Below are 21224 nucleotides of genomic sequence, written 5' to 3'. Positions count from 1 at the left end.
ATTATGAAGATTGCCATTATTGGTGGTGGGATAGTCGGCTCGACAGCGGCCTATTATCTCGCTAAAGAAAAAGATATTAGCGTTGTTTTATTTGACGATGGCGTTGGGCAAGCAACGAGGGCAGCTGCAGGTATTATTAGTCCTTGGTTCTCTAAAAGACGCAATAAAGCTTGGTATAAAATGGCATGTCTAGGAGCTGATTTTTACCAGAAATTACTAAAAGACTTAGAAAATGATGGGCTTAAAAATGACTTCTATCAACAATCAGGAGTCTTTTTATTTAAGAAAAAAGAAGAAAAACTAGAAGAACTTTTTGAACTAGCTAAAACTAGAAAGCAAGAAGCACCTTTAATTGGAAAAATAGCCTTAAAGTCTTATAAAGACCTAAAGGAGGAATACCCTTACTTATCTGGCTTTGAAAAAACCTTATTTGCTTCTGGCGGTGCTAGAGTTGATGGAGGAAAACTGGTTAAAACACTTCAATCAATTAGTCAACTGACTATTATTCGAAAAAAAATAAACTTGAAAAAATTAGATAATCATCAATACATCATTGATGGTATGGTATTTGACAAGATTATCTTAGCTTGTGGTGCTTGGCTTCCTGAAATCCTTAATCCTCTTGGTTATCGTGTGGATGTTAGACCTCAAAAAGGACAACTAAAAGATTATTATTTTTCAAAAAAAAAGTTTACCCACTATCCTGTTTTAATGCCTGAAGGTGAAACTGATATTATTCCATTCTTTGATGGTAAAGTTAGTGTTGGGGCCAGTCATGAAAACGAAATGGGGTATGATTTGACAGAAAATCCCAGCATTCTTAATGTTATCGAAAAAGAATCCTTAAATTATTTTGTTGTATTAAATGAAGCTAATAAAACTGCTATAAGAGTTGGAACAAGAGCTTACACCAGCGACTTCTTACCTTTTTTTGGTCCAGTCCCTAAACTTCCAAATGTTTTTGCTGCAAGTGGTCTTGGATCATCTGGTTTAACAACTGGTCCCCTAATTGCTTATCAACTTTTTCAATTAGTTTTAGGCATGTCTTTAGATCTAGAGTTGACAGATTATCCTATTGGAAAATACATTCAAAAAATGGAAGACTAATGACAATAATAATAAATAATGGTAGAATATAGAATGAATAAACGACAAAGGAGTCTATTATGAAAGGTATTATCTTAGCTGGTGGGTCAGGAACACGTTTGTATCCACTAACAAGAGCTGCTTCAAAACAACTCATGCCAATTTATGACAAACCAATGATTTATTATCCACTATCAACTTTGATGTTGGCAGGAATAAAGGATATCCTCATTATTTCAACTCCAGTAGACCTTCCTCGTTTTGAAGAGTTATTAGGTGATGGCTCTGAGTTTGGAATCTCATTATCTTATGCAGTTCAACCTAGTCCAGATGGACTAGCACAAGCATTCATTATTGGTGAAGAATTTATTGGGGATGATAGTGTTGCTCTTATTCTTGGTGACAATATTTATCATGGGGCTGGATTGACAAAAATGCTTCAAAGAGCTGCAACAAAAAAAACTGGTGCAACTGTTTTTGGTTATCATGTTAAAGATCCAGAAAGATTTGGTGTCGTTGAATTTGACGACAATATGAATGCCATTTCTATTGAAGAAAAACCAGAGAAACCAAGATCAAATTATGCTGTAACTGGTCTATACTTTTATGATAACGATGTCGTTGAAATTGCTAAGGGTATTAAACCTTCTGCAAGAGGCGAGTTAGAAATTACCGATGTTAATAAGGCTTATCTAGAACGTGGTGATTTATCTGTAGAACTTATGGGCCGTGGTTTTGCTTGGTTAGATACAGGTACTCATGAGAGTCTTCTAGAAGCTGCCCAATATATTGAAACCGTACAAAGGCTTCAAAATGTTCAAGTCGCCAACTTAGAAGAAATTGCTTATCGAATGGGTTATATAACAAAAAAACAGGTTAGTGATCTTGCTCAAGCCCTTAAGAAAAATGAGTATGGGCAATATTTATTACGTTTGATTGGAGAAGCTTAATGTCAGAAGATTTTTTTGGTAAAACCTTATCTGCCCGTAAAATTGACAGTATTCCTGGTCTTATTGAGTTTGATATTCCTGTTCATGGTGATAACAGAGGTTGGTTTAAAGAGAATTTTCAAAAGGAAAAAATGCTACCTTTAGGTTTTCCTGAAAGTTTTTTCAAAGCTGGGAAATTACAAAATAATGTTTCTTTTTCAAGAAAACATGTTCTTCGTGGTTTACATGCAGAACCATGGGATAAATACATTTCAGTAGCAGATGATGGTAAAGTTTTAGGCACATGGGTTGATCTAAGAGAAGGTGATACGTTTGGTCATGTTTATCAGACAGTTATAGACGCTTCAAAAGGGATCTTTGTTCCACGTGGTGTTGCTAATGGTTTTCAAGTTCTATCTGATACTGTTTCATACAGTTATTTAGTCAATGATTATTGGGCACTTGAATTAAAACCAAAATATGCTTTTGTCAACTATGCTGACCCTAATCTTGCTATTTCATGGGAGAATTTAGAAGAAGCAGAAGTATCTGAGGCAGATAAAAATCATCCTATGTTAAAAGATGTTAAACCTTTGAAAAAAGAAGATTTACAATAGTATTGAAATTACTAAGGAGAATTTAAAAACATGTCAGATTTCAAAAATATCATTGTGACAGGAGGAGCAGGGTTTATTGGCTCAAACTTCGTTCACTATGTTTATAACAATCACCCAGATGTTCACATTACCGTTTTAGATAAATTAACTTATGCTGGAAATGAAAACAACATTAAATCGATTCTTGGAAACCGTGTTGAACTGGTTGTAGGAGATATTTCAGATGCTGAATTAGTTGATAAGTTAGCTAGTAAAGCTGATGCTATTGTTCACTATGCGGCTGAAAGCCACAATGACAATTCACTTAATGACCCAAGTCCATTTGTTTATACAAACTTTATTGGTACTTACACTCTACTTGAAGCAGCTCGCAAATACGATATTCGTTTCCATCATGTTTCTACAGATGAAGTTTATGGCGATTTGCCACTTCGTGAAGACTTACCAGGGCATGGTGATGGACCAGGTGAAAAATTCACTGCTGAAACCAACTACAATCCAAGTTCACCTTATTCATCAACAAAAGCAGCATCAGATTTGATTGTAAAGGCTTGGGTTCGTTCTTTTGGTGTTAAAGCAACTATTTCAAACTGCTCTAATAACTATGGACCATACCAACACATTGAGAAATTTATTCCTCGTCAAATCACTAATATTTTAAGTGGCATTAAACCTAAATTATATGGTGAAGGAAAAAATGTTCGTGATTGGATTCACACCAATGACCACTCAACTGGTGTTTGGGCTATTTTAACCAAAGGTCGTATCGGCGAAACTTACTTGATTGGTGCTGATGGTGAAAAAAATAATAAGGAAGTCTTGGAATTAATTCTTGAAAAAATGGGACAACCTAAAGATGCCTATGAGCATGTCACTGACCGTGCAGGACACGACTTACGTTATGCCATTGATTCAACAAAATTACGTGAAGAACTTGGCTGGACACCAGAATTTACCAATTTTAGTCAAGGGTTAGAAGATACTATTAAGTGGTATACTGATAATGAAGACTGGTGGAAAGCTGAGAAAGAAGCTGTAGAAGCTAAGTACGCTAAAACACAAAAAGTGATTAAATAATAATAAAACCTGTCAATGACTAATTGATGGGTTTTATCAACCATTTAATTGATAGTAAACGAACAGTTAAAAAAATATTAGTTTCCAGAAAAGAAAGTTATTAGGTATAAAAATGGTTTTCCTAAAAATGTAGATAGTCACAACATGTTTGACATTATTTCATTAGAAGTTAGTGATGATCAAAAAAATTTCGTAGCCACTAATCTTCTCAGCTTAGCAGAAGCATATATTGCTAAAGAAGAAAGAAGAGAGGTTTTTACTTTTGGTATTTATGATAATGACAAACCTGTCGGATTTTTAATGTTTGGTTATGATAATGCTTATTGGGAAACTGCACCAAAAATTGCTAAAAAACAATATCATCTATGGCGGTTAATGATTGATAAAAATGTTCAAGGAAAGGGTTATGGTAAAAAAGCTTTAAAGTTAGCATTGCAAGAAATTCGTCAATTTCCATGTGGAAAAGCAGAGTTCTGTTGGTTATCCTATGAGGTTAATAACACTGTTGCTCGTCAGTTATATCAAAAAAATGGATTTTATGAAATTGAAGAGAGAGACGGTGATGAAATTGTTGCCATTCTAAAGCTATAGCACATTCTTTATGGAATTCTTGAAAATAATTTGACTTGTTATTAAAAAATTAAACATAAAAGTAAAAAACTACTGTAAAAAGCTTGACCGGTCTAAGGAATTCAAGTATAATGACTAAGAACGTGAAAATGTTACTTTGAAATTGAGGGGAGTGAAAATAATGTCAAAAACAGTAGTGCGTAAGAATGAATCACTTGACGATGCTCTTCGTCGTTTCAAACGTTCTGTTACTAAAGCTGGTACTCTTCAAGAATCACGTAAACGTGAATTCTATGAAAAACCTTCTGTTAAGCGTAAACGTAAATCAGAAGCAGCTCGTAAACGTAAGAAATTCTAATAAATGATTAAGCTTTGCTTACATCAGTAAACAAGATTACTAAGTTACAAAACCCTTAGTAGTCTTTTTTTATCAAAAGACTGATTACGTAATCATATTTTTGTAAATATCAATAAAAGATTCAAGGATAGTAAAATGAATTATAATGAAGCCGTTTCATGGATACATGGAAGACTTAGATTTGGCATTAAACCAGGCATTAAAAGGATGCAATGGGTCTTAAATGAACTAGGAAATCCTCAAAATTTGGTGAAAGGTATTCATGTTGTTGGAACAAATGGTAAAGGCTCTACCGTTAATTATTTAAAAGATATTTTTAGTGATGCTGGCTACAAAGTGGGAACCTTTGTCTCACCTGCACTAGAACATTTTAGAGAACGTATTAGCATTAATGGCCAAATGATTTCAGAAGAAGATTTTCTAAAGCTTGTCACGATTGCAAAACCTGTTATTGAACGACTTCCTAAAGAAACTGAACTGGAAGAGGCAACTGAATTTGAGGTTATCACCATTTTAATGTTTCTTTATTTTGGCAAAATTAATCCGGTTGATATTGCTATCATTGAAGCTGGACTTGGGGGATTACATGACTCGACCAATGTTTTTAACCCTTTGGTAGTTATTGCAACATCTATAGGTTTAGATCATCAGGCTATTTTAGGTCAAACTTATCAAGAAATTGCACAACATAAAGCCGGTGTGTTAAAAGAAAACGTGCCTTTCATTTTTTCTTCTGAACATGAAGACGTTAAAGCTGTTTTTTATCATAAGGCTAAAGAAACAAACAGTCCAGTTTACGAGTTAAACAAAGACTTTAAAGCTTTTGGAACCAGTGATGTCTTTGACTTTTCTTGGAAAAATCACACTCTAGCCAATATTTCGTTAGCAATGAATGGTCAACATCAGGTTAGCAATGCTAGTTTAGCTGTTATAACTTCTTTATTATTAAAAGACTATTATCCTAATGTCACTGAAAAAAGCATTAAAAAAAGTTTATCAATTAGTAAATGGGCTGGTAGAACAGAATTAATAAAAAATAATATCTTGATTGATGGCGCTCATAACAATGAAAGTGTATCAGCCTTAGTGTCTGTTTTAAAAAAACATTATAAAGATAGAAAAATTCACATCTTGTTTGCTGTGATTGATACGAAACCTGTTGATGGTATGCTTAAACAACTATCTATTTTTGAAGATATTACTGTGACTAGTTTTAAATTTTACAACGCTCTTGCTCTTGATGCTTATCCATCTAGTTATCAAAGAGTAGTAGACTATCACACTTGGTTAGAAAGAGTAAAATCAGCAAAAGAAGATGATTTATTTGTTATTACCGGCTCACTCTATTTTATCTCGCAAGTTAGACATTTTTTAACTACTGGTAATGATAACTTAGAGATTTAAACATTTAAACTCTTCACGACACTATCGAAAAAGATAATAAAGTTTGATATAATGAGAATTAATAACTTTTGTTATTAAAAAAACGAAAAAGAGATTATTATGAAAGAAAAAATACTTAAAACTTTAATAGGTTTTGATATTCGGTTTGACGAACCTCTAAAAAACTATACCTATACTAAAGTTGGTGGAGAAGTTGATTATTTAGCTTTTCCAAGAAATCAAATAGAGCTAGAAAAAATTGTTCGCTTCGCAAATACACATTCAATTCCTTACCAAGTCTTGGGAAATGCTAGCAATATCATTGTCAGAGATGGTGGCATTCGTGGTTTTGTGATTATGTTTGACCGTTTAAATCTTGTAACGGTTAGTGGTTATGTAATCGAGGCTGAAGCTGGTGCAAATCTCATTGAAACAACGAAAATTGCTAAGTTTCATAGTTTAACAGGTTTTGAATTTGCTTGTGGTATTCCAGGAAGTGTTGGTGGAGCTGTTTTTATGAATGCTGGTGCTTATGGTGGTGAAATTTCTCACATTCTACTATCTGTTAAGGTTTTAACAAAAGAAGGTGAGAAAAAAACTATTCAGGCGTCAGACTTGAATTTTGGTTATCGTTCTTCAGTAATTCAAGAAAATGGTTTTATCGTTGTTTCTGCTAAGTTTGCTTTAGCACCAGGTGATTTCAATCAAATTGATAATGAAATGAAACGTTTAACCCATTTACGCCAACTAAAACAACCTTTAGAATACCCATCATGTGGTTCTGTTTTTAAACGGCCACCTGGTTATTACGCAGGCCAATTAATCATGGAAGCAGGACTTAAAGGACATCGTATTGGTGGTGTTGAAGTTAGTAAAAAACATGCTGGTTTTATGATTAATATTTTAAATGGAACAGCAAAAGATTACGAAGATTTAATACACTATGTTATCAATCGTGTAAAAGAAAATTCAGGTGTTACGCTAGAACCCGAAGTTCGAATTATCGGGGAAAAAGAAACGATTATGGAGGATTTATGACCATTGACTCATTCAATTATAGAATTCAAAAATGTTAGTAAAATATTTGAAGACAGCCAAACACAGGTTTTAAAAAATATCAATTTTGAACTTGAAGAAGGAAAATTTTATACTCTTCTTGGTGCATCAGGTAGTGGTAAATCAACTATTTTAAATATTATTGCAGGTTTACTAGATGCAAGCAGTGGTGATATTTATCTAGATGGTGAACGTATTAATGATGTTCCAACAAACAAAAGGGATGTTCATACAGTTTTTCAAAACTATGCTTTATTCCCTCATATGTCAGTTTTTGATAATGTTGCCTTTCCTTTAAAAGTTAAAAAAGTGGAAAAAGAAGAAATTAAAAATCGTGTTATTGAAGCTTTAAAGATGGTTCGTTTGGAAGGATTTGAAAATCGTTCTATTAAAAAACTATCAGGCGGTCAAAGACAACGTGTTGCTATTGCAAGAGCTATCATTAATGAACCTAAAGTGGTTTTATTAGATGAGCCTTTATCAGCCCTCGATTTAAAACTTCGTACTGAAATGCAGTATGAATTGCGAGAGTTACAACAACGTCTAGGAATCACTTTTGTTTTTGTCACACATGACCAAGAAGAAGCGCTTGCGATGAGCGATTGGATTTTTGTTATAAATGAAGGTGAAATTATTCAGTCAGGAACACCAGTTGACATTTATGATGAACCGATTAATCATTTTGTTGCAACCTTTATTGGTGAGTCTAATATTATTCCTGGCACTATGGTTGAAGACTATTTGGTTGAATTTAACGGTAAACGTTTTGAAGCTGTTGATGGTGGTATGAAACCTAATGAGCCAGTTGAAGTTGTTATTCGTCCAGAAGATTTACAAATAACGTTACCAGAAGATGGTAAACTACAAGTTAAAGTAGATACACAACTCTTTCGAGGTGTTCATTATGAAATTATTGCTTATGATGACTTAGATAATGAGTGGATGATTCACTCTACAAGAAAAGCAATTGAAGGCGAAATTATTGGTTTAGACTTCACACCTGAAGATATTCATATTATGCGACTTAATGAAACTGAAGAAGAATTTGATGCACGTATTGAAGAATATGTTGAAGCTGAAGACGATGATGAAGGCCTCATCAAGGCTATTACAGGAGGAAAAAATGAAGAAAACCTCTAGTTTTTTCTCTGTTCCATACTTTCTTTGGATAATTCTGTTTGTCGTTGCTCCTGTTATGCTCATTGTTTATCAATCTTTTTTTAATACTGAAGGACAATTTACTTTATCAAACTATCAAACATTCTTCTCTAATACTACCTACCTCAAAATGAGTCTTAATTCACTGTTTTATGCAGCTATTATTACTCTAATCACTTTTTTAATCAGCTATCCAACTGCCTATATTTTAACAAAACTAAAACATAAGCAATTATGGCTAATGCTTATTGTTTTACCAACCTGGATTAACTTATTGTTGAAAGCCTATGCCTTTATGGGTATTTTTGGTCAACATGGTGGTATCAATAATTTTTTAAGTTTCATTGGTATTGGTCCACAACAAATCTTATTTACTGATTTTTCATTTATTTTTGTTGCAAGTTATATTGAATTGCCTTTCATGATTTTACCAATTTTCAATGCTCTTGATGATATTGACCCAAATCTTGTCAATGCCAGTAAAGATTTAGGTGCAAGTAGTGTACTAACTTTTAGACAAGTTGTTTTCCCGCTTTCTATGAGTGGTGTAAGAAGTGGAATTCAAGCCGTTTTTATTCCAAGTCTTAGCTTATTTATGCTAACAAGGCTTATCGGTGGAAATCGCGTCATAACTCTTGGTACTGCAATTGAGCAACATTTTCTAACAACTGATAATTGGGGGATGGGCTCAACTATCGGTGTTGTTCTTATTTTAGCAATGTTGGCAACAATGTGGGTGACAAAGGAGAGACAAAAATGAAAAAATTTGCAAATCTTTATTTAGCCTTTGCCTTTTTAATTCTTTATCTTCCAATTATTTATTTGATTATCTTTTCATTTAATAGTGGAGGGGATATGAATGGTTTTAAAGGATTTACATTGGACCATTATACATCCATGTTTTCTGACAAGCGTTTAATGATTATTTTAGCTGATACGTTCTTTCTAGCATTTTTAAGTGCATTAATCGCAACCATTATTGGTACTTTTGGTGCTATAATGATTTATCAAAAACGACTCAAACATCAAACTACTTTCTTATCACTAAATAACGTATTAATAGTGGCTCCTGATGTTATGATTGGTGCTAGTTTTCTCATTTTATTTACTTATCTTGGCTTTAGTCTTAGCATGACATCAGTTCTTTTAAGCCATGTTGCTTTTTCTATTCCAATAGTTGTTTTAATGATTTTACCAAGGTTGAAAGAAATGAATCAGGATATGGTTAATGCTGCTTATGACCTTGGTGCTACACCATTTCAGATGATGAAAGAAGTGATGTTTCCCTATTTGACACCTGCAATTATTGCTGGTTATTTTATGGCTTTTACCTATTCTCTTGATGATTTTGCCGTTACATTTTTTGTTACTGGCAATAATTTTTCAACCCTATCTGTTGAAATTTATTCAAGAGCACGAAGGGGTATTTCCCTTGAAATAAACGCTCTTTCTACAATCGTCTTTTTGTTTAGTATTTTACTAGTAATTGGGTATTATATGATTTCAAAAGATAAGGAGGAAAAGCATGCGTAAACTTTCTGTTTTTTTGACTGGTATCATAGCTATTATTGGTATTCTCTTAGGAGTTTCTCTTATCATGAAACATGAATCTGGTGCTAATCAAAATGATAATAAGCTAGTGATTTATAACTGGGGTGATTATGTTGATCCAGATTTATTAAAAAAATTTACCAAAGAAACTGGAATTAAAGTTGAGTATGAAACCTTTGACTCTAATGAAGCCATGTATACCAAAATTAAACAAGGCGGTACTTCTTATGATTTAGCAGTTCCTAGTGATTACATGATTGATAAAATGATAAAAGAAAAGCTAATCATTCCTCTTGATAAATCTAAAATAACTGGCTTTGAGAATATTGGTTTTGAATTTTTAAATAAAAGTTTTGATCCTAACAATGACTATTCTATTCCTTATTTTTGGGGAACAGTTGGAATCGTTTATAACGTTGATATGATTGAAAAAGAACCTAAACATTGGGAAGATTTATGGCGTAAAGAATATAAAAATGAAATTATGCTTGTTGATGGTGCTCGAGAAGTTATTGGTTTTGGTTTAAATACTTTTTCATACAGTCTAAATACTAAAGACAAAAATAAACTTAATCAAGTAGTTGAAAAACTTAATGAATTGACTCCAAATATCAAGGCTATTGTTGGTGATGAAATGAAAGGTTATCTTATCCAAGAAGATGCTGCTATAGGGGTTACTTTTTCAGGTGAAGCCAGTGAAATGCTTGATGCTAACGAAAATCTTCGTTATGTTGTTCCAAGTGAGGGCTCTAATATTTGGTTTGATAATATTGTTATCCCATCATCTGTAAAAAATGAAGCTGCAGCTTATGCATTTATAAATTTTATGCTTGATCCAAAAAATGCTGCTCAAAATGCTGATTATATTGGTTATGCTACTCCTAACCAAAAAGCTAAAGAACTTTTAGATAAAGAAGTTAGAAACAACCAATCTTTTTACCCAAACTCTGAAACAATTTCTCACTTAGAAGTTTATGACAATTTAGGACAAAAATGGCTAGGTATTTATAATGATTTATACCTACAATTTAAAATGTATCGTAAATAAAATAGCCTTAATTAGGCTATTTTTTATTGTTACTATTATCTGAATAAATTATTATGAGAATAGAAAATACTTTAGAAATATGATAAAATAATGATTAATAAATAAAAAAGAATGACTAAAAGATTTAAATATCTGGAGATAAATATGAAATTATCAATCATTATTACCTACTATAATGAAGAAAAAATGATAGAAAAGACTCATAAAGCAATTTCTGACCAACTAAAAAAAATGCAAAATGAAGAAATTTCCGATTATGAGCTAATTTATATTGATGATGGTAGCACAGATAAAACTTTTCCATTAATGAAAACTATTGCTGATTCTGATGATAAAGTGAAATTTATTCGTTTTAGCCGAAATTTTGGTCGTGAAGGCGGTATTCTTTCAGGTTTTCAAAATGCAACTGGTGATGCAGCTATGGTGATGGATGGCGATTTACAGCATCCACCTAGTCTAATTCCTTCATTTGTTAGTGCCTATAAAGAAGGATATGACATTGTTAGTGGACAAAGAAATCGACATGGTGAATCAGCTTTTAGTAGTATTTTTGCAAAATTATTTTACATGGTCTCCAACCGTCTTATGGATGTTCATTTAACTGACGGTAAATCAGAATTAAGACTTTTAAGTAGAAGAGCCTATAAAAAATTTATTTCTCTTCCTGAATATAATCGTTTCAATAAAGGACTTTATGAATGGATTGGTTTTAAAGAAAAAGTTATTCCTTATCAAAATCAAGTAAGAGAAGAGGGAAAAAGTAAATTTGGGTTTAGAAAGTCTCTTAATTATGCTATCCAAGGAATTATTTCTTTTAATGATAAGCCTTTAAGGATCTCTATCCAATTTGGTTTATTTAGTATTGCTTTGGCCATTTTATATCTTTTATTTGAATTAATTAGATATATTCAACATCCTGATACAGCTGTCAGTGGCTATTTTACAACTATTGCAGCTATTATTTTATTTAGTGGTGTTCAATTAATTTCAATAGGTATTCTAGGGGAATATATCGGTAAAATTTACTATGAGGTTAAAAAGAGACCACATTATATTATCAGTGACACAAATATTGAAAAAGTAAAGAAGGATTAATCAATGACTCAAATAACTCATTTAGTGGGTTTTCTCAAAAAATTATATCAAAACCATTTACCATTTCTTAAAAATCATAAGAAAGCAATCACTTATCTTTCAAGTGCCTTACTACCAATTTTTGTCATGCTTATTGTTTGGTTTTTTATGGGTATCTTTCCTTTTGGTAAAAAAACTTTGATGGCAGTTGATTTTGGACAACAATATATTAGTTTTTATGGTTTTCTCAAAGAAACTATTTTAACTGGAGATTGGTCTGGATTTTTTTATTCCTTTACCAAATCGATTGGTGGGCCAATGATTGGAATTTTAGGTTATTATCTGATTAGTCCTTTTAATATTTTTTATATCATATTACCGCTTTCTCAGTTTAAATGGGCAGTATTTCTCACCATTTTATTAAGATACAGTGTTATTTCATTGAGTTTTAGTCATCTACTCATTAAACGTTATAAGGGTTTATCAAGTAAAGCTTTTATAGTTCCACTTTTATCATTATCATATGCTCTTTCAGGGATGTTAGTGTCTTACCAGATGAATGTGTTATTTTATGATGCCATGTTTATGCTACCACTAGTTATTCTCACTCTAGAAGAGACACTTGATGGTAAAAAACCTTTCGGCTATATTTTAACTTTAGCTTTAACCATGTTTTTACAATTTTACATGGGTTATATGATCTGTCTATTTGTTGTTTTATACGCATGTTATTATCTTTTACCTAAGTTTTCTATAGATGGAACTTTAAAAGATAAAGCACTATCATTCTTTGTACCACTCTTTAAAACAGCCTTTTATTCTATCATTGCTATTACAAGTGTCTTTTTCCTTTTATACCCTATTTTCTTAAATTTATTAGAAAGTAAAGGAGCAATTGGCGGTGCCATGTTATTTAGCTGGAATTTCCAGATTAATCCACTTGATATAATATCAAAAGTAATGATTGGTGGTTTTGATGATGATTCTTGGTCAAAAGGACCAAGTCTTCCTAATATATACGTTGGTGCACTGTCTTTCATTAGCTCATTCTTTTATTTCAGGCATGTTAAAGAACATCTTTATCAAAAAATTGGTGCTGGCATCATAGTTATTGTCTTCTTTATTTCATTTGTTAACGAATTTACTAGCAAAATTTGGCACATGGGACAAAATCCGGCTGGATTCTTTTATCGTTTTTCATGGATTTTCTCATTTTTTATTATTTTAATAGCTCACAAAGTGCTTACGACAACATTTAAAATAAATAAGAAAGAATTTTTCTTTAGTTTATTTTTGATTTTGGCATCAGTTACTTATGTTTTGACACAATCCTATACTTATATTGCTCCTAAACAAATTAAAACAATCACAACGTTTGTGATCGAAAATTCAAGAGTGATTCTTTTTTTACTTACAATTATTCCTATTATTAGTAGCTATTTTATATGGCAAAAAAAAGAATACAGCTTATTACAGCGTAGTTTATTAATAATAATTAGTTTTTTAATGATTCCAGCCGAATACTTTTTATTAGTTAAAGGGTTTCTACTGACACAAGTAGTCTTTACTCTGTTGACATGGCTACTTATTTTACTTTTCTATTTTTATGGACCAAGCCGATTTTTATGGACCCTTATCTATGGAATAACAATTTTTGAATTAGGTCTCAATGCTTATCTGTCCCAATATACGCTTTATTATGCTGATGCAGATAAGTTTACAGATGCAACCTTATCGGTCAAAGAAGTGACAGATAAAATCCAAGACAAAAGTGATGTAGGATTCTACCGTATTGGAACAACCTTCTCTTATTCGAGGACAACACCAAGTTTAGTTTCTTATCCAGGACTAAGCAGCTTTAGTTCTAGCTTGGAGCGCTCAACCATGGATTTGTTTTCTTACTTAGGCGATATAGGTGTCAATGCTTCAACCCAATACACCAATGGAACGCTTTTGACTGATGCTTTATTTGGTGTAAGATACTATATTGATGTGAAAGACCACACACAAGAAGAAGCAGATGAGCATCCAGAAAAGATGTTTTTCAACAAGAATTCTAGTCGATTTGACTTAACAAGTTACTATCATAAAATTGATGAAAATGATCGTTATCTTGTTTATGAAAATCCTAATGTTTTCTCTGTCGCTTTTGGAACAAATAAGATTACCCAAAGTATTATATTTGGATTAAATAATCCTGTTGCCAACCAAAATATTATCTTGAAATCAATGGCAGGAACTAATTCTAATTACTTTGAACAATTTAGTTTTTCTGACATTGAAATTGAAAACATGGAGAAAGTTGATGGCCCGAACGGGCAACCTGTTTATAATCGAATTGATAAAAGTCAATTGGGTATTATCCGATTTAAAATTATTCCAAAAAGTTCATTTACTTATTATTTCCTAACTCCATCAGGATTAGAGACTAAACGCGATAATTTGTCAATTTTATTAAATAATAAATGGCTAACTAATCAAAAATCTTATTCACAAAAACAACTTTGGCAACTGACACATGGTACTGAGGGACAAGAAACAGTCCTTGAAATGCGTTTTTCAGATGATGAGATTAATATTGAAAATGCTGGTCTTGTTAGAGCTAATAATATTGAAATTGAAAAAATAGTTGCTGATAGATTAAAACAAAGTATGACAGTCAGCGAATGGACTAATACATCAATCAAGGGGTTTGTCGATATTACTGATAATAGCGATGTCATGATGACAAGTATTCCTTATAGTGCTGATTGGACCGTTACAGTAGATGGAGAGGTTGTTAAAACTACAAAAGCCTGGAACAGTCTCTTATCTTTTCCAATCACTTCAGGAAAACACGATATAGAAATGCATTATTCTCCAAAAGGCCTAAAAACTGGCTTAACGGTCTCTTCATTATCAATTATTATAATTTTATTCTTATGGTACAAAGATAAAAAAAATAATTTTTATTAAAATGATTCATAAATTAAAAAACAACCATTATTTTGGTTGTTTTTATTACGAAGTCATTTATAAGTCAACAACATGAATGAAGTAGTCTAAGTGTTTTATAAAAGCTAGTAAATCGTTTGTTGCAATAAAAATTGTTTTATCATTAGTGTTAGGATGAAAACTCATTTTTTCTTCTGAGAGAATCTCTTGGTCAAAATAAACTTTAATATCATGAGTAGGATTAAACAATAAGCCAAAAGGAGAGACAATCCCTGGTTCTAATGACATTTTTTTAAAAATGAGTTGCTCAGAAGCCAATTTAATTCTATTTTCGTTAATGATTTTTTTAAAATGGTCTAAATTTAAACGTTTCTGATCATCCATAACAACTAAATAAAAGGCTGTTTTTTTCTTATTGGTCAAAAAGAGTGTTTTTGTTCGAACTCCCTCAATTCCTTCAATAAAAGAGTCAGCTTGCTTTGTGGTTAAAGCTGGTTCATGAGAAACAATTTCATAAGGTATTTTCAAGTTGTCAAGCTTATTAATTAATTCAAGATATAAACTCATATAAGCTCCTTTGTTTTAGTTTCTTTTAGTTTCTTTTAGTTTCATAGTAGCTTTTTTTAGAAATTTCTGCAAGTTTAAAAAGTTATTTAAATAGAGATATCTTATGGTATAATAGCTTAAGTATCGCATTAAAATGTTAATTGTTTAATATCAAAGGGGTCAACTAAGAATGTCTAATGAAAAAATGATGAAGTATTATTTTAAAATTCAAAACGATAAAAGGCAAGCCTATCAAATTGAAAATAAAGGTACTTTAAGATTTCCAGAGGTTATCTTTATTGGCGATTCCATTGTCGAATTTTTCAAATTAGAAACCTATTTTAAAACATCTAAAGTCATAGCTAATAGAGGAATTTCTGCCTATACTTCAGAAAATTTACTCGATTATTTAGATACTCATGTTTTTGGCGACAAACTAGAAACAGTCTTTATCTTAATTGGTACTAATGATATTGGGCTTTCAATACCGAAAGAAAAAACAGTTGAAAACATAAAACAAATTATTAAAAAAATTAAAGAAAAGTATTCATATTTGACAATTGTTTTATTGGAAATTCTTCCCGTCAATACAGTAGAATTTGATTTAAGCAGATTTGGTATGAGAGATAATCAGACAATTGCAAGTTTGAATAATGCTTATGAGAACTTGACACTTCAATTTGAACGGGTGACACTTTTAAAAACACATGATGCCTTTTTAAATAATGAGGAACAATTAACAGTTGCCTATACAAAGGATGGACTACATCTAACAGACAAGGGCTATCAAATCCTTGCAGAGTTGATTAATCAAACTAATTTGCTATAAGAATTGGAATCTGTTATGAAAAAGAAATTGCTTTTTATCCTTATACCAATGATCTTAGTCGGTGGAATATTTACAGCTTTTAGTCTAAATGACTCTAAAAAAGAAGAAGATGCTTGGATGAGAAAACAAGAAGATCGAGTTGCTTTGTATTTTATTAATCGCTACGATTTAACCAACGGTGATGATATAGAAGAAATTGAATTGGTTGAATTTGAAAATAATTCATTGTCTGGCTCTTGGTATATTACTCTTTTCATTAATAATAATTATTATATTGATTTTACACTTGATGATTATAATGATGAGATTTGGGCTTCAAATTAATCGCCTAAAGAATTTACAAAAAAAGAAGTTGACGATAATTTAAAAGTACTACCTTTTAAAATAAAATATATAAGGTGAAAGATGAAAAACTATATATAAATTAAATAAAAATTTCAAATGATTTTGTGTCATTATGGTATTATATTGTAAAAGAACATAATTTTGTTTTCTTGATGAATTTCAACAAAATTATTATCTATTAAAGGAGGTAGTTGATTTGAGAAAAAAATTACTTTTTATCCTTATACCCTTAGTGATAATAGGAGGAGTATTTATGGCTTTTAGTCTAAACGACACTAAAAAGGAAGATGGTATTTGGATGAAAGAACAAGAAGAACGTGTCGCTTTGTATTTTATTAACCGCTACGATTTAACCAACGGTGATGATATAGAAGAAATTGAGATTATACAATTTGAAAAAAATTCAATGACTGGCTATTGGAGAGTTGTATTGTCTGCCAACAATAAATACAATATGGCTTTTTCTCTAAATAGTGATAACAACGAAATTAGAACTTCAAACTATTTACCAGAAAATTTCAAAAGAAAAGCTGTTGATAATAATTTGTCAGAATTACCAGTAAAATTGAAATATATTAAGTAAGAGAAGGACATATGATTTCAGATAAAGAATATAATTCTATTTCAGAAGATGCTTATTATGTAGATTCAACTAAAGAAAAAGGCAAAGAACCCATTATAAAAGGTAGCTTAGTGGCTGAAGATAAATTCATTGTCATTGAACCACCTGTTGATGCGACTAATGGAATGCAAGCCATGGCAGTGGCTCCTATTGTTGATGGTGAGCCTGATTTAAGTCATATAGTGATTGCCTATGCTGGTACCAATAGTAGTGATATTAGAGATTTGTGGGCGGATATTACTGCGATTGGCTTAGGAGATACTGGTAACATTATTCCCTCTTCAGAACCTTTTACAAATGGTCTTACCTCCCAAGCTTTTTCTGCGCTAGCTTTTGCTACCATGATTGAAGAAAAATACCCAAACTCTGTTATCACAACCACTGGTCACTCTCTAGGTGAATCTTTAGGTCTTTATGTAGCTTTAAAAAAAGGCTATTTAAATACTGGATTTAATGGTCCGGATATTGCTAGTTTGATAACTGATGAAGAAAAAGAGTATATGAGATTGCACCCCTATCAGTTTATTAACTATAGAAATTACAATGATGCTATCGGAGGCATTACGGGCAACATGACTAAAACCGCTGTTTACATTGATTATGGTTCTGATTTATCAAAAAGTCATAATTTAAAACTTTGGCAATTTAATAAGAATAATCAAGTAATTGATGGCAAAGGTCAAGTTGCTACTGATAATATATATTATCGTGAAGCTTTAGTGGATGTTTCTACATTATCTATTTATAAAAGACTCTTATCAGCCCATGGTTATACTAAAAATGAAGAGATTTTTTTAGATAGTCAAAATGCAAGTTTGTTGGCAAAAAATTTAACCAATATTACCAATCAAGCAGTTAAAGAGGTTAAAGGTTTTCGAAATCAAGCTGTTTCTAAAGCTGAAAAAATATGGGATGAAACGTCACAAGTTCCTTTTGGTTTTATCTTATCACCTTTTGAAGTCAGAGATGCTTATGCTGAAGGGGGAGTGACATACTCATCAGTTGTTGAAACAACAAGAACTCATTTTGATGAAAAATTAAAAAAATCAGAAGACATTGATCAAGTAATTGAGAATATAAAGACATCCATTCAAAACGGTATCGAAGAAAAAATATCACATGATGAACAGTTAGCAAAGGATTTTACTAAATGGACAAACATGACTTAGAGAACGAAATCAAAAATCAGGAAAATTTGCTTAAACACATTAATGATGACTTTGCTAAAAAACAAAAGAACTATGAAAATAAACTAAATCAATTAAAAAATAAAAAAGATCAGTTAGAAATGATGTTTAAAGGTAAAAAAGATATTGTTTATCGTCATTTAACTCAAAAAATAGAGCATCCGATTGAAGAAACAATGGCTCTTGATAAACTATTTCATAGTTATTTCAATCATTCAGAAGATATTTATAGTCAGATGAAAAAACAGTTAAATAAAGACTTTAGATTAGCAGAAGAAAATTTTCTAGATCGCAAAAATCAAATAAGAAAAGAATTAGACAGATTATACGCAGATAAAAAATCCTTCTTGTCAGAGTAAAATGGAGATTAGTGACTTATGAGCATATATAGTGACATTGAAAACTTTTTTAGTGATTCTGTAGAACATTACATTACTATTGAAAAAAATTTAGAAAAACAACTGATTAAATTTTTTTATTCTCGTGAAAAACTCATTTCTTTAAAATTGAGTGAGGGAAAATTCGATAGCAAAATTAAAAATGTTGGTATTGATTCGAAAGAACAATTGGAATTCATTAATAGTCAGTTTGATGCCTCCATTAAAGGAGAATGGTCTCGAAAAGTTCGCGAGACTGTTTCATCAGAAAGTAAAAATTATCTTGATTTATAAGTTTTATTGATTAGTAATAGTGATTAATGAACAGGTAATGCATTTTCTTGCATCACCTATTTTTGTGTCATTATGGTATAATATTGTAAAAGAAAATCATCTTTTGATGATTAGTTTGAAAGGAAGTCATTATTAAATGTCAGTTAAACTCATTGCTTGTGATATGGATGGTACCTTGTTAGATAACAAAGGTAGTTATGATCGTTCTCGTTTTGAAAAAATGTTAAGTGCCCTAAAAGAAAGAGATATTAAATTCTTAGTAGCAACAGGAAATAATATGGAACGCCTCTCTTTAATGTTTAATGGTTTAGTCGATGACTTAAGTTTTGTTGCTGAAAATGGATCACATTTATTAGAAAATGGAAAAACTTTTATTCGTAAAGAAATTTCAGATAGCCTTGTTAAAGAATTTTTAGATTTTTACCATGACAAATTACTTGATTATCGTGTGATGATTTCCACTGCCAATTCCTCTTATGTACTTGAAGGAGCAAAATTCGATTTTTCAAAATCAGCTATTGAAAAAGAACAGCTTGAGAAGTTTTTAAGTCGGATAAAAACGATAAGATCATTCTCAGAACTTCCAGATGAACCTTTTTTTAAAATTAATATGGCCATTCCTGTTGATCAAGAAGATGAGATTATTACATCGTTTAACCATAATTTTACAGGACCACTAAGCGCTGTAACAAGTGGTTACGGTGCAGTTGATGTGACACCAACTGGAATTCATAAAGCTTGGGGATTAAAGCATTTTATGGCTAATTGGAACATTAAAGAAGAAGAAATAATGGCATTTGGTGATGCTCATAATGATATTGAAATGCTAAAATTAGCTAAATACTCATATGCTATGGGAAATGCACCTCAAATTGTTAAAGATAGTGCTCGATTTCTTGCTCCAAGTAATCACGATAATGGAGTTTTTAAAATCATTGAAGAACAAGTCCTTGGTCTCTAAGAAATATTCCTTTTTAGTACTCATCATTTAAGGAGAAAAAATGAAGTTAAACAAAATTTATTTTTACTACGTTATTTTGACTTTTGCACTTTGTTATGGGATTATGACTTATTGGTCAACTGGCGAAGGAATTTTAAGAACACTTTTTCAAGCCGCTACGCCCTTTTTAATGGGGGCAGCAATGGCATTTGTCATTAATATTGTGATGACTGCGTATGAAAGATTATTTTCAATGATTTTCCCACCCAAAAATTTTAAAAATGTTCAAAAAACAGTTGCTATGCTTTTAGCTTATGCAACATTTATTATTGTTGCTACACTTATTTTTACTATTGTTTTGCCAGATTTGATTGAAAGTTTAAAGTCTTTACTCTCTATTAATCCTTCAGAAGTTCAAAAGATTATCAATGATTTACAAAATAATGAACTATTATCAAGAATTTTAAAATTATTTGGTACTGAAACTGAAATTAGTCAATTAATTAGTCAGTACAGTAAACAAGTTTTAGAACAATTTCTATCAGTCTTAACTGGTGTCTTATCTTCAGTGACCTCAATTGCTTCAACCTTACTATCGGTCTTTGTTAGTCTTGTGTTCTCTATTTATGTTTTAGGGAATAAAGAAAAACTTAAGTACCAATTTAATCTACTAATTGCAACTTATTTAGAGCAATATGAAGAAAAAATTCATTATGTAACAGATATTTTGAACAAGTGTTTTTATAGTTTTTTTGTTAGCCAAACTTTAGAAGCAATGATTCTTGGTAGTTTATCAGCTATTGGTATGATGCTTCTTGGCTTACCATATGCTCCAACAATCGGTATTCTCATTGCCTTTACAGCCATTATCCCTGTTGTTGGACCTTACATAGGTGTAACGATTGGTGCTATTCTCATTATGACACAGTCTCTTTCCCAAGCTCTTGTCTTTCTCATCTTTGTCGTTATTTTACAGCAATTTGAAGGTAATATTATCTATCCAAGAGTAGTAGGTGGCTCAATTGGTTTACCATCGATGTGGGTGTTGCTTTCAATTGCTATAGGAGCCTCATTATATGGAGTACTAGGAATGTTACTATCTGTACCATTATCAGCTAGTCTTTATCAAATTATTAAGGATAATGTCTCTAAAAAACAGATCAAAAAGGATGCAGCTAAAGAAAATATGATAATGGAATAAAATATCATAAATTCTCAATGAAACCTTATTCAATTGAATAAG

23 protein-coding genes are annotated in these 21224 nt (G+C 31.4%); 22 read left to right on the top strand and 1 reads right to left on the bottom strand.

The features are described from left to right. Nucleotides 1-3: 3 nt before the first annotated feature. From A3I1_RS0102320 to pgfM1, 14 genes are all read left to right on the top strand, one after another. Nucleotides 4-1107 (top strand): NAD(P)/FAD-dependent oxidoreductase, encoded by a 1104-nt coding sequence (locus A3I1_RS0102320; protein ID WP_018369715.1) that lies wholly within the window; start codon nucleotides 4-6, stop codon nucleotides 1105-1107. Nucleotides 1108-1166: 59 nt separating this feature from the next. Next, the gene (rfbA, locus tag A3I1_RS0102315) at nucleotides 1167-2036 is read left to right on the top strand and encodes a glucose-1-phosphate thymidylyltransferase RfbA (protein WP_018369714.1); all 870 of its coding nucleotides are present in this window, start codon (nucleotides 1167-1169) and stop codon (nucleotides 2034-2036) included. After that, a complete protein-coding gene (locus A3I1_RS0102310) occupies nucleotides 2036-2632 on the top strand; it encodes a dTDP-4-dehydrorhamnose 3,5-epimerase family protein (protein WP_018369713.1) in 597 nt (198 codons plus the stop codon). The genes rfbA and A3I1_RS0102310 overlap by 1 nt, the downstream gene beginning before the upstream one ends. A gap of 30 nt (nucleotides 2633-2662) precedes the next feature. After that, on the top strand, nucleotides 2663-3709 hold the full coding sequence (gene rfbB, locus A3I1_RS0102305; RefSeq protein WP_018369712.1) for a dTDP-glucose 4,6-dehydratase: 1047 nt from the start codon (nucleotides 2663-2665) through the stop codon (nucleotides 3707-3709). A gap of 144 nt (nucleotides 3710-3853) precedes the next feature. After that, a complete protein-coding gene (locus A3I1_RS0102300) occupies nucleotides 3854-4300 on the top strand; it encodes a GNAT family N-acetyltransferase (RefSeq protein ID WP_018369711.1) in 447 nt (148 codons plus the stop codon). Between the two features lie 160 nt (nucleotides 4301-4460). After that, the gene (gene rpsU, locus A3I1_RS0102295) at nucleotides 4461-4637 is read left to right on the top strand and encodes a 30S ribosomal protein S21 (RefSeq protein ID WP_000048058.1); all 177 of its coding nucleotides are present in this window, start codon (nucleotides 4461-4463) and stop codon (nucleotides 4635-4637) included. Between the two features lie 135 nt (nucleotides 4638-4772). Then, nucleotides 4773-6041, top strand: a complete 1269-nt coding sequence (locus A3I1_RS0102290; RefSeq protein WP_018369710.1) for a bifunctional folylpolyglutamate synthase/dihydrofolate synthase — start codon at nucleotides 4773-4775, stop codon at nucleotides 6039-6041. Between the two features lie 99 nt (nucleotides 6042-6140). Further along, nucleotides 6141-7058, top strand: coding sequence for a UDP-N-acetylmuramate dehydrogenase (gene murB / locus A3I1_RS0102285; protein ID WP_018369709.1), 918 nt, complete (start codon nucleotides 6141-6143; stop codon nucleotides 7056-7058). A 3-nt stretch (nucleotides 7059-7061) separates the two neighbouring features. Continuing rightward, on the top strand, nucleotides 7062-8216 hold the full coding sequence (locus A3I1_RS0102280; RefSeq protein ID WP_018369708.1) for an ABC transporter ATP-binding protein: 1155 nt from the start codon (nucleotides 7062-7064) through the stop codon (nucleotides 8214-8216). Beyond that, nucleotides 8200-8994: an ABC transporter permease gene (locus A3I1_RS0102275; protein WP_018369707.1), complete on the top strand. Its 795-nt coding sequence runs from the start codon at nucleotides 8200-8202 to the stop codon at nucleotides 8992-8994. The genes A3I1_RS0102280 and A3I1_RS0102275 overlap by 17 nt, the downstream gene beginning before the upstream one ends. Continuing rightward, entirely contained in the window at nucleotides 8991-9767 is a 777-nt protein-coding gene (locus A3I1_RS0102270; protein WP_018369706.1) for an ABC transporter permease, read from the top strand. The genes A3I1_RS0102275 and A3I1_RS0102270 overlap by 4 nt, the downstream gene beginning before the upstream one ends. Further along, the gene (locus A3I1_RS0102265) at nucleotides 9760-10833 is read left to right on the top strand and encodes an ABC transporter substrate-binding protein (RefSeq protein WP_018369705.1); all 1074 of its coding nucleotides are present in this window, start codon (nucleotides 9760-9762) and stop codon (nucleotides 10831-10833) included. Before A3I1_RS0102270 ends, A3I1_RS0102265 begins: the two co-directional genes overlap by 8 nt. A 144-nt stretch (nucleotides 10834-10977) precedes the next feature. Continuing rightward, nucleotides 10978-11928: a glycosyltransferase PgfS gene (gene pgfS, locus A3I1_RS0102260; protein WP_018369704.1), complete on the top strand. Its 951-nt coding sequence runs from the start codon at nucleotides 10978-10980 to the stop codon at nucleotides 11926-11928. 3 nt (nucleotides 11929-11931) lie between these two features. Then, nucleotides 11932-14862 (top strand): glycosyltransferase PgfM1, encoded by a 2931-nt coding sequence (gene pgfM1 / locus A3I1_RS0102255; RefSeq protein ID WP_018369703.1) that lies wholly within the window; start codon nucleotides 11932-11934, stop codon nucleotides 14860-14862. A 57-nt stretch (nucleotides 14863-14919) separates the two neighbouring features. Here the strand turns inward: pgfM1 and A3I1_RS0102250 are convergent, their stop codons facing one another. Then, nucleotides 14920-15408, bottom strand: a complete 489-nt coding sequence (locus tag A3I1_RS0102250) for a prolyl-tRNA synthetase associated domain-containing protein (protein WP_018369702.1) — start codon at nucleotides 15406-15408, stop codon at nucleotides 14920-14922. A 169-nt stretch (nucleotides 15409-15577) separates the two neighbouring features. Here A3I1_RS0102250 and A3I1_RS0102245 point away from each other — a divergent pair, with 169 nt between their 5' ends. The 8 genes from A3I1_RS0102245 (at nucleotide 15578) to A3I1_RS0102210 (ending at nucleotide 21182) form a co-directional block, all read left to right on the top strand. Beyond that, nucleotides 15578-16216 carry a GDSL-type esterase/lipase family protein gene (locus tag A3I1_RS0102245; RefSeq protein WP_018369701.1) on the top strand — a complete coding sequence of 213 codons (639 nt, stop codon included), beginning with the start codon at nucleotides 15578-15580 and terminating at the stop codon, nucleotides 16214-16216. Between the two features lie 15 nt (nucleotides 16217-16231). Next, nucleotides 16232-16540, top strand: a complete 309-nt coding sequence (locus A3I1_RS07790; RefSeq protein ID WP_018369700.1) for a hypothetical protein — start codon at nucleotides 16232-16234, stop codon at nucleotides 16538-16540. Nucleotides 16541-16814: 274 nt separating this feature from the next. Next, on the top strand, nucleotides 16815-17144 hold the full coding sequence (locus A3I1_RS0102235) for a hypothetical protein (protein WP_018369699.1): 330 nt from the start codon (nucleotides 16815-16817) through the stop codon (nucleotides 17142-17144). Nucleotides 17145-17155: 11 nt separating this feature from the next. Beyond that, nucleotides 17156-18352: an alpha/beta hydrolase family protein gene (locus tag A3I1_RS0102230; RefSeq protein ID WP_018369698.1), complete on the top strand. Its 1197-nt coding sequence runs from the start codon at nucleotides 17156-17158 to the stop codon at nucleotides 18350-18352. After that, nucleotides 18334-18729 (top strand): hypothetical protein, encoded by a 396-nt coding sequence (locus tag A3I1_RS0102225; protein ID WP_018369697.1) that lies wholly within the window; start codon nucleotides 18334-18336, stop codon nucleotides 18727-18729. Before A3I1_RS0102230 ends, A3I1_RS0102225 begins: the two co-directional genes overlap by 19 nt. An 18-nt stretch (nucleotides 18730-18747) precedes the next feature. Further along, nucleotides 18748-19041, top strand: coding sequence for a hypothetical protein (locus tag A3I1_RS0102220; protein ID WP_018369696.1), 294 nt, complete (start codon nucleotides 18748-18750; stop codon nucleotides 19039-19041). A 136-nt stretch (nucleotides 19042-19177) separates the two neighbouring features. Further along, a complete protein-coding gene (locus A3I1_RS0102215; protein WP_018369695.1) occupies nucleotides 19178-20002 on the top strand; it encodes a Cof-type HAD-IIB family hydrolase in 825 nt (274 codons plus the stop codon). A gap of 40 nt (nucleotides 20003-20042) precedes the next feature. Next, entirely contained in the window at nucleotides 20043-21182 is a 1140-nt protein-coding gene (locus A3I1_RS0102210; protein ID WP_018369694.1) for an AI-2E family transporter, read from the top strand. Nucleotides 21183-21224 lie beyond the last annotated feature (42 nt).

The organism is Streptococcus marimammalium DSM 18627 (assembly GCF_000380045.1).
Classification (GTDB): domain Bacteria; phylum Bacillota; class Bacilli; order Lactobacillales; family Streptococcaceae; genus Streptococcus; species Streptococcus marimammalium.
This window is presented reverse-complemented; position numbering and strand designations above follow the sequence as displayed.

Coding starts and splice junctions, on each gene's coding strand:
- rfbB (WP_018369712.1), top strand. CDS start 2,663: ATGTCAGATTTCAAAAATATCATTGTGACAGGAGGAGCAGGGTTTATT.
- rfbA (WP_018369714.1), top strand. CDS start 1,167: ATGAAAGGTATTATCTTAGCTGGTGGGTCAGGAACACGTTTGTATCCA.
- A3I1_RS0102275 (WP_018369707.1), top strand. CDS start 8,200: ATGAAGAAAACCTCTAGTTTTTTCTCTGTTCCATACTTTCTTTGGATA.
- A3I1_RS0102235 (WP_018369699.1), top strand. CDS start 16,815: ATGGCTTTTAGTCTAAACGACACTAAAAAGGAAGATGGTATTTGGATG.
- A3I1_RS0102210 (WP_018369694.1), top strand. CDS start 20,043: ATGAAGTTAAACAAAATTTATTTTTACTACGTTATTTTGACTTTTGCA.
- A3I1_RS0102290 (WP_018369710.1), top strand. CDS start 4,773: ATGAATTATAATGAAGCCGTTTCATGGATACATGGAAGACTTAGATTT.
- A3I1_RS0102270 (WP_018369706.1), top strand. CDS start 8,991: ATGAAAAAATTTGCAAATCTTTATTTAGCCTTTGCCTTTTTAATTCTT.
- A3I1_RS0102230 (WP_018369698.1), top strand. CDS start 17,156: ATGATTTCAGATAAAGAATATAATTCTATTTCAGAAGATGCTTATTAT.
- A3I1_RS0102265 (WP_018369705.1), top strand. CDS start 9,760: ATGCGTAAACTTTCTGTTTTTTTGACTGGTATCATAGCTATTATTGGT.
- rpsU (WP_000048058.1), top strand. CDS start 4,461: ATGTCAAAAACAGTAGTGCGTAAGAATGAATCACTTGACGATGCTCTT.
- pgfM1 (WP_018369703.1), top strand. CDS start 11,932: ATGACTCAAATAACTCATTTAGTGGGTTTTCTCAAAAAATTATATCAA.
- A3I1_RS0102250 (WP_018369702.1), bottom strand. CDS start 15,408: ATGAGTTTATATCTTGAATTAATTAATAAGCTTGACAACTTGAAAATA.
- A3I1_RS0102225 (WP_018369697.1), top strand. CDS start 18,334: ATGGACAAACATGACTTAGAGAACGAAATCAAAAATCAGGAAAATTTG.
- A3I1_RS0102300 (WP_018369711.1), top strand. CDS start 3,854: ATGTTTGACATTATTTCATTAGAAGTTAGTGATGATCAAAAAAATTTC.
- A3I1_RS0102220 (WP_018369696.1), top strand. CDS start 18,748: ATGAGCATATATAGTGACATTGAAAACTTTTTTAGTGATTCTGTAGAA.
- A3I1_RS07790 (WP_018369700.1), top strand. CDS start 16,232: ATGAAAAAGAAATTGCTTTTTATCCTTATACCAATGATCTTAGTCGGT.
- A3I1_RS0102245 (WP_018369701.1), top strand. CDS start 15,578: ATGTCTAATGAAAAAATGATGAAGTATTATTTTAAAATTCAAAACGAT.
- A3I1_RS0102310 (WP_018369713.1), top strand. CDS start 2,036: ATGTCAGAAGATTTTTTTGGTAAAACCTTATCTGCCCGTAAAATTGAC.
- murB (WP_018369709.1), top strand. CDS start 6,141: ATGAAAGAAAAAATACTTAAAACTTTAATAGGTTTTGATATTCGGTTT.
- pgfS (WP_018369704.1), top strand. CDS start 10,978: ATGAAATTATCAATCATTATTACCTACTATAATGAAGAAAAAATGATA.
- A3I1_RS0102215 (WP_018369695.1), top strand. CDS start 19,178: ATGTCAGTTAAACTCATTGCTTGTGATATGGATGGTACCTTGTTAGAT.
- A3I1_RS0102320 (WP_018369715.1), top strand. CDS start 4: ATGAAGATTGCCATTATTGGTGGTGGGATAGTCGGCTCGACAGCGGCC.